The organism is Kitasatospora sp. NPDC127035, from assembly GCF_042726075.1.
Taxonomy (GTDB): domain Bacteria; phylum Actinomycetota; class Actinomycetes; order Streptomycetales; family Streptomycetaceae; genus Kitasatospora.
The window spans coordinates 1-13,336 of record NZ_JBHXDN010000095.1 but is presented as its reverse complement, the minus strand read 5'-3'; the positions used below and the strand labels follow the sequence as shown (position 1 = coordinate 13,336).

The following is a 13,336-nucleotide window of genomic DNA, read 5'->3' as shown; positions in this document are numbered from 1 at the left end:
TGGCGGACGCGGCCGGGGGGAAGCCGCAGGCCGGGCGCCGGCGGGGCCCCGGGGCGGTCTCCCGGGCGAGCGGCGCTCAGGGCAGCAGCGGACGGTGGCAGGCGACCGTGCGCCCGGGCGCGACCTCCCGCAGCTCCGGCACCTCGTCGGCGCACCGGGCGTCGGCGAACGGGCAGCGGGTGCGGAAGCGGCATCCGGAGGGCGGGTCCAGCGGGGACGGCGGGTCGGCGGGGAGCAGGCCGGTCTCCCCGAGCGGGCGGCCGGGTTCGGGGACGGCGGCGAGCAGGGCCGCGGTGTAGGGGTGGGCGGGGGCGGCGAGCACCTCCTCGGTGGGGCCCTGTTCGCAGAGCCGGCCGAGCTGGAGCACGGCGACGTCGTCGCTGACCGCCCGGACGACGCCCAGGTCGTGCGAGATGAACAGGCCGGCGAGGCCGCGTTCCTCGGTGAGCCGGCGGAGCAGGTTGAGGACGGTGGCCTGGGCGGAGACGTCGAGCGCGGAGACGGCCTCGTCGGCGATCAGGACGCGCGGTTCGGCGGCGAGTGCCCGGGCGATGGCGACGCGCTGGGCCTGGCCGCCGGAGAGCTGGCCCGGCCGGCGGTCGCCGAACAGGCCGATCGGCAGGCCGACGGCGTCGAGTTGCCGCTCCACCACCTCCGCGCGGTGCCGGGCCGGGTCCGGGTGGGCGTCCAGCGGTTCGGCGACCAGGTCGCGGACGGTGCGGCGCGGGTTGAGCGAGGAGATGGGGTCCTGGAAGACCATCTGCATCCTCGGCCGCAGGGCCCGCAGTGCGCGCGGGGCGAGGGCGGCCAGGTCGGTGCCGTCCAGGGTGACGGTGCCGGTGGTGGGCGGGGGCAGCCGGAGCAGGGCCTTGGCGATGCTGCTCTTGCCGGAGCCGGACTCGCCGACGAGGGCGAGGGTCCGGCGCTCGTGGAGCGCCAGGTCGACGCCGCTGACGGCGTGCAGCGGTCCGGAGCGGGTGCGGTGGACCACCGAGAGCCCGGTGGCCCGGAGGACGGCGGTCATGCGGCGCTCTCCGTGGCGGTCGTGGCGGGTGTGGCGGTCACGGTCTTCTCCAACGGGGTGAGCGGGAAGTGGCAGGAGGCGGTCCGCCCGGGGCCGGCCCGGTGGGCCGGTGGCGCGTCGGTCGTGCAGACCGTCTCCGCGCGCTCGCAGCGCGGTGCGAACGGGCAGCCGGGGAGCGGCCGGGAGAGGTCCGGCGGTGAGCCGGGGATGGCGGGGAGGGTGCGGCGCAGCGGCCCGGTGACCCGCGGCACCGAGCGGAGCAGCGCGGCGGTGTAGGGGTGGGCGGGGCGTTCGGTGACGGCCTCGGTGGGTCCGGTCTCGACGACGCGTCCGCCGTACATGACGGCGATCCGCCGGGCCCGTCCGTAGAGCAGGCCGATGTCGTGGGTGATCAGGAGGGTGGCGAGGCCGCGGTCCTCGCGGTGCCGGTCGAGCAGGTCGAGGACGGTGCGCTGGACGGTCACGTCGAGTGCGGTGGTGGGTTCGTCGGCGAGCAGCAGGGCGGGCGAGCCGGCCAGGGCGGCGGCGATGCCGACGCGCTGGCGCAGGCCGCCGGAGAGCTCGTGCGGGTACGCGCGGGCGCGCCGGGCCGGGTCGGGGACGTCGACCGCGGCGAGCAGTTCGGTGGCGGTCTCGCGGCGGGCCCGGCGGGAGAGCCGGCGCCGGTTGGTGAGCGACTCGGTGACCTGGTCGGCGATCCGAACGACCGGGTTGAGGGAGGTCATCGGGTCCTGGTGGACCATGGCGACGCCGGTGCCGAGGAGTTCGGCGCGCCGGGCGGGGGCGGCGGTGAGCAGGTCCTCGCCGTCGAGGAGGACCTGTCCGGTGGAGGTGACCCTGGTGGTGCGGGGGTGGATGCCGAGGACGGTCCGGGCGAGCACGGACTTGCCGGAGCCGGACTCGCCGACCACGCCGAGGCACTCGCCGGCGTCGATGGTGAGGTCGATGCCGTGCAGGACGTGCAGGGCCCGGCCGTCGGGGGTGTGCAGGGTGGTGTCGAGCGAGCGGACCTCCAGGACCGGGGCGGTCATGTGCGGCTTCCCTTCGAACGGAGCTGCTCGCCGAGGTAGTTGAGGGCGAGGACGGTCAGGCAGAGCACCGCCGCGGGGGCGAGCGAGATCCACGGTGCGCTGCCGAGGGTGGTCCGGCCCTCGGCGATGATGCCGCCCCAGGAGGGCTCCGGCGGGCGGAGTCCGAAGCCGAGGAAGCTGAGCGAGCCCTCGGCGACGATGGCGACGGTGGTGGCGGTGAACGCGAAGGTCAGCGCGATGGGCGCGACGTGCGGCACGACCTCGCGGCGCAGGATGCGCAGCGGCGCGGTGCCGATCATCCGGGCGGCCTGGACGAAGCCGCGCTCGCTGAGCGAGAGCACGACGGCGCGCACCACACGGGTGAAGTGCGGCACGGTGAACAGGCCGATCAGGGTGCCGATCACGGCGAGGCCGGGGCCGCGCAGGGCGACCACGATCATCACCAGGATCAGGGTGGGCACGGACATCAGCAGGTCGGTGACGAAACCGATGGCCTTGTCGACCGGGCCGCGGAACCAGCCGGCGGCCACCCCGAGGGCCCCGCCGCCGAGCAGGCCGACGGCGATGGTGAGGCCGGCGACGGCGAAGGAGGCGCGGGCGCCGGCCACGGTGCGCTGGAACACGTCGCGCCCGGCGGCGTCGGTGCCCAGCCAGTGGCCGGGGCCGGGTGCGGCGGACGGGTGGGCGAAGTCGCCGTGCAGCGGGTCGAAGCCGGGCAGCAGCGGCAGCAGCAGGGCGGCGAGCGCGACCAGGGCCAGCCAGGCGCCGGCGGCGATCACTCCGGCGGACGGCCGCCGCCGGGCGCTGCGCGGCAGGTCCTTGCGCGGGTGGCCCCTGCCCGGGCGGGCGGTCGCCGGGGCGGCGGGCCGGGCGCCGGTGGCCGTCGCGAGCTCCGCCGCGGTCACGGCGTGGGCGTCGGTCACGGCGTGGGCGGTGGTCACGGCATCGGCGCTGGTCACGGCACCGGCGCCGGTCACGGGTTCAGCGGTGGTCATGGGCGATCCTCGGGTCGATCGTGCGGTACAGCAGGTCCACCGCGAAGGTGGCCGCCACCACGGCGACGGCACTGACCACCACCACCGCCTGGACCACCGGGAAGTCGCGTCCGTTGATGGCCCCGGCGGCCAGGCTGCCGACGCCGGGGACGGCGAACAGCGACTCGACCAGCACCGAGCCGCCGAGCGACGTCCCGATGCCGATGCCGACCAGGGTGACCAGCGGCAGCGACGACGGGCGCAGGGTCCGCCGCAGCAGCAGGCGCGCGGTGCCCATGCCCCGGCTGCGCGCGGCGGCGACGTAGGTCTGGTCGAGGGTGTCGATGAGCTGGCCGCGCAGCGTGCGGGTGAAGACGGCGGCCTCGGTGAGGCCGAGGGTGAGCGCGGGCAGCACCAGGTGGCGCAGGTTGTCGAGCGGGTCCTCGGTGAACGGGGTCCAGCCGGTGGCGGGCAGGATCCGCAGCTGGACGGCGGCGATCCAGATCAGCAGCAGGCCGAGCACGAAGCCGGGCACGGCGAGCCAGACGAAGGCGCCGGCGGTGGCGATCCGGTCGACGGTGCCGCCGGGCCGCCAGGCGGACCAGAGCGCGACCGGCAGGGCCAGGCCGAGCGCCACCACCTGGGCGGTGACGAAGAGTTCGAGGGTGACGGGGATGCGGTCGGCGAGTTCGGTGGTGACGGCGGCGCCGGTGGAGAGCGAGTGGCCGAGGTCGCCGTGCAGGGCGTCGCCGATCCAGCGCCAGGTGGCGGTGAGGACGTTCTCGTCGAGGCCGAGCGTCGCCTCGTACGCGGCGACCTGTTCGGGGGTGGCGGTGGGGCCGAGCGCGGCGAGGGCGGGGGAGCCGGGCATCAGGTGCGGCAGCGCGAGCGCGGCCACGGTGACCAGCAGCAGGACGGCGCCGGCCCGTCCGGCCTGCCCGGCCCACCCGGCGACGCGCAGGGTCCGGGCTGTCACTTCTTCACCCACAGGGCGGCGGGGGAGACGCTGACGACGGTCCGCTTGGAGACGTCGGGCAGTCCGCCGGTCTTGGCGGAGGCGAGGAAGCCGACCGGGTTCTCGGTGAGGAAGAGCATCGGGGCCTCGTCGACGACGGCCTGCGCGGCCTCCTGGTAGGAGCGGGTCCGCCGGTCCTGGTCGAGGGTGGCGCGTCCGGCGGCGATCGCCTGTCCGGCGACGGGGCTGTTCCAGCCGGTGAAGTTGTAGGGGGCGTTCGTCCCGTAGAGGCTGGCCAGGGCGGTGTCGGTGTCGCCGAAGAGGCTGGTGACGAAGTCCATGACCTGGAACTGGCGCTGGTACATCGCGGTGCCGAGGCTCGCGGAGTCCATCGGCTTGATGGTCATCTTGATGCCGGCCTCGGCGAACATCTGCTGGAGCACGGTGGCGCGCTGCTGGCCCTCGGGCCGGTTGTCGACCAGGTACTCGAAGGCGAGGTCCGGGTGCCCGGACTCGGCGAGCAGGGCGCGGGCCTTGGCCGCGTCGTGCGCGGGGTAGGCGGCGGCGCCGCGGTAGGGGGAGGTGGAGCCGATCGGGCCGTCCGAGACCTTGCCCTGGCCGAGGTAGACGATCTTCTCGACCGCCTCGCGGTCCACCGCGTACTGGACGGCCTTGCGCACCTTCGGGTCGTCGAAGGGGGCGGCCTTGGTGTTGAACAGGACGGTGGAGGTGGAGCCGGGGCCGGTGGTGGCGCGCAGCCCGTCGCCGGCGGCCTGCTTGTACTGGGCGGGCGTCTCGGTCCAGATCAGGTCGGCGTCGCCGGAGCGCAGCGACTGGTAGCGGCTGTCGGAGTCGGGCAGCACCTTGTAGACCAGCTTGTCGGCGTGGCCCTTGGCGCCCCAGTAGGAGGGGTTGCGGGCGAGGGTGACCGAGACGCCGGGCTGCACGCTCTCCACCGTGTACGGGCCGGAGCCGACGGCGGGGCTGTCGGCGGCGGCGGGCGCCTCGGACACGTAGCCGAGCGAGCGGGTGAACAGGTTGGGGAAGGCGGCGTTGGGCGCCTTGAGGGTGAAGACGACGGAGGTGGGGGAGTTGACCGCCATCCCGCCGATGGCGGCGGCGTCGGCGGCGCACGCGCACTTGGCCTCGGGCTTGGAGAGGCGGGTGACGTGGTCGACGACGGCTTGGCCGTCGAGCGGCTTGCCGTCGCTGAAGGTGACGCCCTCGCGCAGGTCGAGCGTCCAGCCGGTGGCGTCGGCGTTGGGGGTGAAGGACTTCGCCAGGTGGGGCTGGACGGCGCCGTTGTCGCCGTTGATCATCAGCGGGTCGTAGAGCGCGTTGGTCAGGATCATCATCGGCATCGACGTGAGGGTGGAGTCGGCCGGGTCGAGCTTGGCGAAGGGGCGGTCCAGACCGATCTTCAGGGTGCCGCCGTCGACGGCCGGGCCGTCGTTGGCCGCGGCCTTGGTCGCGCCGTCGCCGGAGACCGTGTCGTCGGAGGCCGAACAGGCGCCGGCGGTGAGGGCGAGGGCGGCCGTGCAGGCCGTCGCCACCAGAACGTGCGTGTGCCGCTTCATGGTTTCCCGTGCTTCCTCGGAGGGGGGAGGGGTGGCGAGGGGCGGACGCCGAGGTTCCGGTCGTCGCCGCGTTCGTCACCGAGGACGTCGCCGGGGACCACCTTTCGGAAGTGGCACAACTGCCAATTGGCAGTTGTGCAAACTTCGCGTGACGAACTGCCGACGACTTCGCGCTCGCCTTGAGCGAGCCGCGTCCGCCGTGATTGCGTACGGACGAGGCCGTATGCAGTACGGCAGTTGACGGGAACGACCGACACGCACGACGCCCGGGGGAACCGGGCGCGACGAGGGGCGAGCAAGGTATGCAGGGGCAGGGGACGGACACCGTGGCGGCGAGTGGGGCCGAGAGCGGGCTGCGCGACCGCAAGCGGGCGCAGACCCGGCAGGCGATCCGGACAGCCGGGTTCGACCTCTTCGAGGAGCAGGGCTTCGAGGGCACCACGGTGGACCAGATCTGCCGGCGCGCGGACGTCGCCCACCGCACCTTCTTCCGCTACTACGCGTGCAAGGAGGCGCTGCTCTTCGGCCTGGACTTCGGTCAGGTGGTGCTGGACGCCTTCGCGGCGGCGCCGGCCGGGCTGGGACTCTGGGCGGCCTTCGAGCACGCCGCGCGGACCACCGACGGGCAGTTCGAGGAGCCCGCCGAGCACACCGCGCGGCGCCGTGCGCTGCGCCGGCGCTTCATCGACATCCGGACCGTGCACGACTTCGCGGTGATCCAGATCGACGTCCTCGCGCAGCGGGCGGTGGTGATCGCCGGCGAGCGGCTCGGCGTCGACCCGGCCGTCGACGTCCGGCCGCAGGTGCTGGGCGCGGCCCTCGCCGGGATGACCCGGCCGCACGTCATGTCCCCCGGCACGGCGAACCCGATGGAGGCCTGGGCGCAGGCGTTCCGCGAGCTGGTCGGGCCGGGCGACGCGGCGGGGGACCCGCGGTGAGTCCGGGCCCGGCGGGGCCGGACCCGCCGCGGTGCCGGGCCCGTGCCTCCGGGCGGCGGGCCTACGCCTCCGGGCGGCGGGCGGACCCGCCCGCGTCGTCCCGGTCGCGGAAGTGCATCACGAACCGCGCGCTGCTGCCGTCGATCCGCCGCCGGACGTACAGCGCGGGCGTGCCGTCCGGTGTGCAGCTGACGCCCTCGCGGACCAGCAGCGGGGTGCCGGCCGGCACCCCGAGCAGCTCCGCGTCGGCGAGGTCCGCGCCGATCGCGCCGAACGCCCGCCAGTCGTACTCCAGTTCCACCCCGGCGGCCCCGGCCAGGGCCGGCACCATGTTGCCGGGGCGGCCCGGCCGGACCAGCTCGGCGGGCAGCGGCCCGGCCGCGACCCAGTAGCTGCTGGCCACCCGGGGCCGGCCGCCGAACCGGATCACGGTGTCCACCCGGGCCAGTTCGCCGGGCTGCCGGCCGAGCTGCCGGGCGGCCTCCTCGTCCTCGGCCGAGCCGGCCACCGGTGGGGCGGCGACCACGAACTCCCCGTCCGGGTCGGTGCCCTGCGGCGGCCTGGTGTCCGGTGCGGGCGGGGCGTCCAGCGGCAGCGAGCCGTGCACGCTGCCGAGGTCGACCCGCTGGCTGGCCGGGTCGACGGTGATCGAGATCCGGACGGCCGGCGGGCGGACGAAGGTCCCCACGCCCCGGCGGATCTCCAGCACGGCCGCCCGCTCCAGCTCGGCCACCGCCTGCCGGACGGTCAGCCGGTTGACCCCGAACTCCGCGCTGAGCTCGGGCTCGCTGGGCAGCCGGGCGCCCGCCGGGTACGTGCCGGCGTCGATCCGCTCCTGGAGCTGCCGGGCCAGTCGGCGGTACAGCGGGGTGTCGCTTCGGTGCGTTTCCACGCGGCAGATCCTACGGAGCCGGGCGGCGCGCGGGCGGCCTGCGGGCGGCCTGTGGGCGCCGTCGGCCCGTACTGCGGCCGGGTTGGTCCGATGTTCATCCTGTCGTCGCTTGCCCTGCACCGGGCTCGACCGGTAGACATCTAGACATCTAGATGTCCTGCCCCGAGGTTCCGGGCACCGCTCCACCGCCGGGTTCCCCCGGCCGCACACCCCGCCCCACCGTCCTCCTTCGAAAGGCCCCTCCCATGTCCCTGGTGAACTTCCGCGACCCCGCCGCCCTCGCCGACCCGGACGGCCGCTGGGTCCGCCCCGGTGCGCTCTACCGCTCCGCCCAGCCGTACCCGGCCGCCGACCCCGTCACCGTCGAGCTGCTGACCGGCTCCGGCATCCGCACCGTGATCGACCTGCGCGGCGACGCCGAGGCCGATCCGGCCGACTGGGCCGCGGCAGCTGCGGCCGGGATCGAGATCGTCGAGGCGCGCATCCAGCCCACCAACCCGGCCCTGGAGGCGTCCATGCGGGAGATGACCACCGCCGCCGACCTCGGCGCCTTCTACCTGCTGATGGCCGAGTCCGCCCCCGCGTCGGTCGCACGCGCGGTCGAGGCCGCCGCCCGCCCCGGCGGCGCGCTGCTGCACTGCGCCGCCGGCAAGGACCGCACCGGCCTGCTGACCGCCCTGCTGCTCGACCTGGTCGGCGTCCCCGCCGAGGAGATCGTCGCCGACTACGCCCGCACCAACGAGGCGCTGACGCAGATCTTCGAGATCCTCGCCGAGCGCAACCGCAGCGCCCTGAACGACTACCACGCGGGCTCGCTCACCGTGCCCGCACCGCTGCTGGAGGCCCCGGCCGGTGCGATGGTCGCCTTCCTGGAGCTGGTCGCCGCCCGCTACGGCGGCACCGAGGGCTTCCTCGCCCACTGCGGCGTGGAGGCCGCCACGATCGAGGCCTTCCGCGCCAAGGCCGCCGCCGCTCCCGCCACGGCTGCTTCCGCCACCGCCGGTGCGGAGGCCCTCGCATGACGGCCCGGCTCCGCCACCACGACGGCACCCCGTTCCGGGACCTCAACCACAACGGCACCATGGAGCCCTACGAGGACCCGCGGCTGCCCGTCGAGGAGCGCGTCGACGACCTGCTCGGCCGGATGACCCTCGCCGAGAAGGCCGCCCTGATGTGCCACGGGCGGATGCTCCCCGGCGGCCACGGCCCGTTCCCGTCCGGCGACCACCTGATCACCGAGCGCGGCCTGACCGCCTTCGGCATGATGGCCGTGCCCGACGCCCGCACGATGGCCGAGTGGAACAACCACGTCCAGGACCTCGCCGCCGCCGGCCGGCTCGGCATCCCGGTCACCCTCGCCTCCGACCCGCGGCACGGCTTCACCGAGAACCCGGCCACCGCCTTCACCGGCGGCGGCTTCTCCACCGGCCCCGAGCCGATCGGCCTCGCCGCCACCGACGACCCGGCCCTCGTCCGGGAGTACGCCGAGCTGATCGGCCGCGAGCTGCGCGCCGTCGGCATCCGGCTCGCCATCCACCCGATGGCCGACCTCGCCACCGAACCGCGCTGGGCCCGGATCAGCGGCACCTTCGGCGAGGACGCCGACCGCGCCTCCCGGACCATCGCCGCCTACATCCGGGGCCTCCAGGGGGAGCGGATCGGCCCGGACAGCGTCGCCTGCATGACCAAGCACTTCCCCGGCGGCGGCCCCCAGTTCCGGGGCGAGGACTCGCACTTCGCGGCCGGGCGCCGGCTCGTCTACCCGGGCGGCGCGTTCGAGCAGCACCTGCGCCCCTTCGAGGCCGCGTTCGAGGCCGGTACCGCGCAGATCATGCCCGCCTACGCGATCCCGTCCGGCAGCGGGCTGGCCGAGGTCGGCGCCAACTTCAACCACGACGTCATCACCGGTCTGCTGCGCGGCACGTACGGCTTCGACGGTGTCGTCTGCACCGACTTCAACGCGATCACCGGCATGGACGTCCCGGGCATCGTCAGCCTCCCGCCGCGTCACTGGGGCGTCGAGGAGCTGTCCGTGCCCGAGCAGGTCGCGCTGACGCTGGACGCCGGCGCCGACCAGCTCGGCGGCGAGACCGACCCGGAGCTGATCCTGACCGTGGTCCGCTCCGGCGCGGTGAGCGAGGCCCGGATCGACGAGTCGGTCCGCCGCCTCCTGCGCGACAAGTTCCGCCTCGGCCTGTTCGACGACCCGTACGTGGACGCGGACGCCGCCGCCGGGCTGGTCGGTACCCCGGACGGGCGCGCGCTGGGCCGCCGGGTGCAGGCCCGCTCGCTGGTCCACCTCGCCGGGCAGCCGCTCGACGGCGGCGGCCGGCTGTACGTCGAGGGCGTGGACCGGGAGGTCGCCGCCCGCTACGGCACGGTCGTCGACCGGCCGCAGGACGCCGACGTCGCGGTGATCCGGCTCGCCACGCCGTACGAGAGGCGCGAGGGGCTGCTGGAGCAGGCGTTCCACTCCGGCTCGCTGGAGTTCGAGCCGGCGGAGGCCGCGCGGCTGGCGGAGCTGGCCGGCGCCCTGCCCACCGCCTTCGTCGCGCAGCTGGAGCGGCCTGCCGTGCTGACCCCGCTGGAGCCCCGTGCGGCCCTGCTGGTCGGCGAGTTCGGTGCGGCCGACGACGTGGTGCTGGACGCGGTGTTCGGCCGGGCCCCGATGACGGGCTCGCTCCCGTTCGACCTGCCGCGCTCGGACGCCGCCGTCGAGGCCGCCCGGGAGGACGTCGCCTTCGACACCCGCGACCCGCTGTTCCGCTGCGGCCACCCGACCGCCCCGCGGGGCACGACCGCATGACCGGGGGCCGCGGCCCGACGGAGCAGGAGGTCGGCGGGTCCGGCTTCCTGCTCCGGTGCGCCCGGAGCGGGCAACCGCCGCCGGCTGCCACCGGCTTGTCCGCCGGGTCCTCCTCGCCCCCGGCTGCGCAGCCGTCCGCCGGCGGCGCCCGAGGATCGCACCGACCTGATCGCCCTGCGGGTCACGCAGGGCCGGCCTTGCGTTCGGTCAGTTCGCAGAGCTGACGGTCCGGCGCCCGGAAGTGCAGGTACCGCTCGCGTTCGTTCTCGCCGACCGGCCCCACGTCGACGCCCGCTGCGCGTAGCTCGGCCGCCGCGGCGTCGAGATCGTCCACGAGGAAGCCGACGGACCGGGGCGTGTCCCCCATCCCGCCGGGCGAGGCCACGGCGAAGGCCGACCCGTCGGGCAGTGCGAACAAGTCGGCCTCGACGCCCTCCACCTGGAGACGGGGCAGTCCCAGGGTGTCGCCGAGGAAGGCGGTCATCGGGGAGCGATGGGGCGTGGACGTGCCCCCGAAGACGAGGCCGAGGATGCGCATGCCGTCATGGTCCCGCGCACCCACCACCCCGGCGACTGATTTGTTCGAGTGCCGGCGGCGTTCAGGGTGTCCTCCCGGGAAGGTCCAGTCGGGCGGCGCGGGTCTCCAGGTAGTGGCGTTCGGTCGGGCTGGTGGTGCCGAGGGCGGCGCGGTGGTAGTGCTTCCGGGCTGCCGGACGGTCGCCGGCCCGCTCCAGCAGGTGCGCGCGGACGGCGTGCAGGCGGTGGTGGTCCGTGATCCGGTCGTCCGCGGCCAGCTCGTCCAGCAGGGCGAGCCCGGCCCGCGGCCCGTCGACCATGGCGACCGCCACCGCCCGGTTCAGGCCGGCCATCGGGTTCGGCGAGATCCGCGCCAGGATCTTGTACAGCGTGTTGATCTGACGCCAGTCGGTCTCGTCGGTGCTGGGTGCCTCGTCGTGCAGCGCGGCGATGGCGGCCTGCAGCTGGTAGGGGCCGAGGGCCGAGCGGGTCATCGCGTCGGTGACGAGCGCGACGCCTTCGGCGATGCGGCCGCGGTCCCAGCGCGAGCGGTCCTGCTCGTCGAGCGGGATCAGCTCGCCGTCCGGTCCGGTGCGGGCGGTCCGGCGGGCGTCGGTGAGCAGCATCAGGGCCAGCAGACCGGCCACGGCTCCGTCGTCCGGCAGCAGCCGGTGCAGCAGCCGGGTCAGCCGGATCGCCTCGGCGGCCAGGTCGTCGCGGCGCAGCCGGTCGCCGGAGCCGGCGGTGTAGCCCTCGTTGAAGATCACGTACAGCACGTGCAGCACGACCCGCAGCCGCTCCGCCCGGTCCTGCCCGACCGGCATGGTGAACTCGCTGCCGGCGGACCTGATCCGCTGCTTGGCCCGGCTGATCCGGGCCGCCATGGTCGGTTCCGGCACGAAGTGGGCGCGGGCGATCTCCGCGGTGGTCAGTCCGCCGACCGCGCGCAGCGTCAGCGCGACCTGCGAGGCCGGAGTCAGCGCCGGGTGGCAGCAGAGGAACAGCAGGGTCAGCGTGTCGTCCCGGTCGGCCGGGGTGTCCTCGCCGGGGCCGGGCGCCGTCCGGTCAGGCTCCCGGGCGGCCACCGCGTCCTCGCGCCGGCGCCGGGCCTGTTCGCTGCGGATCCGGTCGACGAGGCGGCGGCCGGCGACCGTGGTCAGCCAGCCGTGCGGGTTGTCCGGGACGCCCTCGGCCGGCCAGCGCGTCGCCGCGGCGATCAGCGCCTCCTGCACGGCGTCCTCGCTCAGGTCGAACTGCCCGTACCGGCGCACCAGCGCGCCGAGGGCCTGCGGCGCGAGCGCACGCAGCAGGTCCTCGACGGTGGCGCGGGAGGCGCTCACGCGGTCGGGCCGCCGGAGAAGACCACCTGGCGGACCTCGATGCCCAGGCCGTTGACCCGGGCGTCCGGAATCATCGCGGCCAGCTCCAGCGCGCGGTCCCGGCTCGCGACGTCGACCAGGTAGTAGCCGCCCAGGAACTCCTTGGCCTCCAGGTAGGGGCCGTCGGTGACGACCGGCACACCGCCGCGGACGCGGACCACCGAGCTCTGGGACGGGTCGGCCAGCGCCCCGGTGTCGACCATCTCGCCGGACTCGCGGATCGTCGTCATGAAGGCGCCGTGGCCGTCCATGATCTCCCGGCGCTCGGCGTCGGTCAGTTCCTCCATGATGGCCGGGTCGATGTGCATGATCAGCAAGAACTTCATGTCCAGCTCCTTACCGTCGCGGTGCCCGGTCGGGCCCCGTCACCGGGTGGTCGTTGCGGGCCGACCGCCCTTGACGTTCCGGCGGTGCGTTCAGCGGATCAGGTGATTCTGCCGATACGGGTCAAGATCCGTCGACCGGCTCCGACCTCACGGTGACGACCCGGTCCGGAGGGTCGCACCACCGTTGTCACGACGACAGGAGGACCACGTGGTCCAGCTACTGAGAGTCCAGAACTTCAACGTCTCGGCCGACGGGATCGGCGCCGGCGAGGACCAGACCTTCGAGCGGCCGTTCGGTCACGTCGACCCCGGGCGGCTGTTCGCCTGGGCCGGTGCCACGGCGAGCTGGCCGATGCGCACCGACCCCGGGGGCAGCCGGGGCCTCGACGACTACCTCACGCGGGACTACGCCCGCAACATCGGTGCCGAGATCATGGGCCGCAACAAGTTCGGGCCCCAGCGCGGGCCCTGGCGCGACCACGAGTGGCGCGGCTGGTGGGGCGACGAGCCGCCGTTCCGCACCCCGGTGTTCGTCATGACCCACCACACGCGGCCTTCGTTCACGCTCTCCGACACCACGTTCCACTTCGTCGACGCCGACCCGGCCGCCGTCCTCGCACAGGCCCGGGAGGCGGCCCGGGGCAAGGACGTCCGACTCGGCGGCGGGGCCACCACCATCCGGCAGTTCCTCGACGCGGACCTCGTCGACACCCTGCACGTGGCGGTCTCGCCGCTGACGCTCGGGTCCGGGGTGCGGCTCTGGGAGTCCCCCGACGAACTGCTCGACCGGTTCCACCTGGACGTCGTCCCCAGCCCGAGCGGGGTGACGCACCACCTGTTCTGGCGGAAGTGACCGCTCCCCGGACCCGGCCCGGGGCCGCCGCCGGTGGAGTGGGAAGTCGGCCCGGCCGACTTCCC

The 13,336-nt window shown here is 75.0% G+C and carries 13 protein-coding genes; 4 read left to right on the top strand and 9 right to left on the bottom strand.

The genetic code is table 11. The features are described 5' to 3' along the window. Positions 1–76: 76 nt before the first annotated feature. Genes ACFWIC_RS37750 through ACFWIC_RS37730 form a run of 5 tightly spaced genes read right to left on the bottom strand, consistent with a single transcriptional unit; the run spans position 77 to position 5,561 of the window. Complete coding sequence (locus ACFWIC_RS37750; RefSeq protein WP_380359437.1) at positions 77–1,024, bottom strand: ABC transporter ATP-binding protein; 948 nt, start codon at positions 1,022–1,024, stop codon at positions 77–79. Continuing rightward, positions 1,021–2,055 (bottom strand): ABC transporter ATP-binding protein, encoded by a 1,035-nt coding sequence (locus ACFWIC_RS37745; RefSeq protein ID WP_380521509.1) that lies wholly within the window; start codon positions 2,053–2,055, stop codon positions 1,021–1,023. Before ACFWIC_RS37745 ends, ACFWIC_RS37750 begins: the two co-directional genes overlap by 4 nt. Then, positions 2,052–3,050: an ABC transporter permease gene (locus ACFWIC_RS37740; RefSeq protein WP_380359431.1), complete on the bottom strand. Its 999-nt coding sequence runs from the start codon at positions 3,048–3,050 to the stop codon at positions 2,052–2,054. Before ACFWIC_RS37740 ends, ACFWIC_RS37745 begins: the two co-directional genes overlap by 4 nt. Beyond that, a complete protein-coding gene (locus ACFWIC_RS37735) occupies positions 3,037–4,005 on the bottom strand; it encodes an ABC transporter permease (RefSeq protein WP_329949409.1) in 969 nt (322 codons plus the stop codon). Before ACFWIC_RS37735 ends, ACFWIC_RS37740 begins: the two co-directional genes overlap by 14 nt. Then, positions 4,002–5,561 (bottom strand): ABC transporter substrate-binding protein, encoded by a 1,560-nt coding sequence (locus ACFWIC_RS37730; RefSeq protein ID WP_380359428.1) that lies wholly within the window; start codon positions 5,559–5,561, stop codon positions 4,002–4,004. Before ACFWIC_RS37730 ends, ACFWIC_RS37735 begins: the two co-directional genes overlap by 4 nt. A gap of 326 nt (positions 5,562–5,887) precedes the next feature. On the opposite strand from ACFWIC_RS37730, the gene ACFWIC_RS37725 reads away from it, so the two are divergent. Next, positions 5,888–6,499, top strand: a complete 612-nt coding sequence (locus ACFWIC_RS37725) for a TetR family transcriptional regulator (RefSeq protein ID WP_329949411.1) — start codon at positions 5,888–5,890, stop codon at positions 6,497–6,499. 61 nt (positions 6,500–6,560) lie between these two features. On the opposite strand, the gene ACFWIC_RS37720 is transcribed toward ACFWIC_RS37725, so the two are convergent. Beyond that, positions 6,561–7,391, bottom strand: a complete 831-nt coding sequence (locus tag ACFWIC_RS37720; RefSeq protein WP_380521506.1) for a GntR family transcriptional regulator — start codon at positions 7,389–7,391, stop codon at positions 6,561–6,563. Positions 7,392–7,636: 245 nt separating this feature from the next. Between ACFWIC_RS37720 and ACFWIC_RS37715 the strand changes: the two genes are divergently transcribed. Beyond that, the gene (locus ACFWIC_RS37715) at positions 7,637–8,413 is read left to right on the top strand and encodes a tyrosine-protein phosphatase (RefSeq protein WP_380359422.1); all 777 of its coding nucleotides are present in this window, start codon (positions 7,637–7,639) and stop codon (positions 8,411–8,413) included. Further along, complete coding sequence (locus tag ACFWIC_RS37710) at positions 8,410–10,197, top strand: glycoside hydrolase family 3 N-terminal domain-containing protein (protein WP_329949414.1); 1,788 nt, start codon at positions 8,410–8,412, stop codon at positions 10,195–10,197. Before ACFWIC_RS37715 ends, ACFWIC_RS37710 begins: the two co-directional genes overlap by 4 nt. A 181-nt stretch (positions 10,198–10,378) precedes the next feature. Here ACFWIC_RS37710 and ACFWIC_RS37705 read toward each other — a convergent pair whose 3' ends face one another. The 3 genes from ACFWIC_RS37705 to ACFWIC_RS37695 form a co-directional block, all read right to left on the bottom strand. Further along, a complete protein-coding gene (locus ACFWIC_RS37705; protein WP_380359419.1) occupies positions 10,379–10,735 on the bottom strand; it encodes a hypothetical protein in 357 nt (118 codons plus the stop codon). 61 nt (positions 10,736–10,796) lie between these two features. Beyond that, positions 10,797–12,053: an RNA polymerase sigma factor gene (locus ACFWIC_RS37700; RefSeq protein WP_380521504.1), complete on the bottom strand. Its 1,257-nt coding sequence runs from the start codon at positions 12,051–12,053 to the stop codon at positions 10,797–10,799. Next, positions 12,050–12,418, bottom strand: coding sequence for a YciI family protein (locus ACFWIC_RS37695; protein WP_329882021.1), 369 nt, complete (start codon positions 12,416–12,418; stop codon positions 12,050–12,052). The genes ACFWIC_RS37700 and ACFWIC_RS37695 overlap by 4 nt, the downstream gene beginning before the upstream one ends. A gap of 208 nt (positions 12,419–12,626) precedes the next feature. Between ACFWIC_RS37695 and ACFWIC_RS37690 the strand changes: the two genes are divergently transcribed. Beyond that, a complete protein-coding gene (locus ACFWIC_RS37690; RefSeq protein WP_380521502.1) occupies positions 12,627–13,271 on the top strand; it encodes a dihydrofolate reductase family protein in 645 nt (214 codons plus the stop codon). Positions 13,272–13,336: the final 65 nt, after the last annotated feature.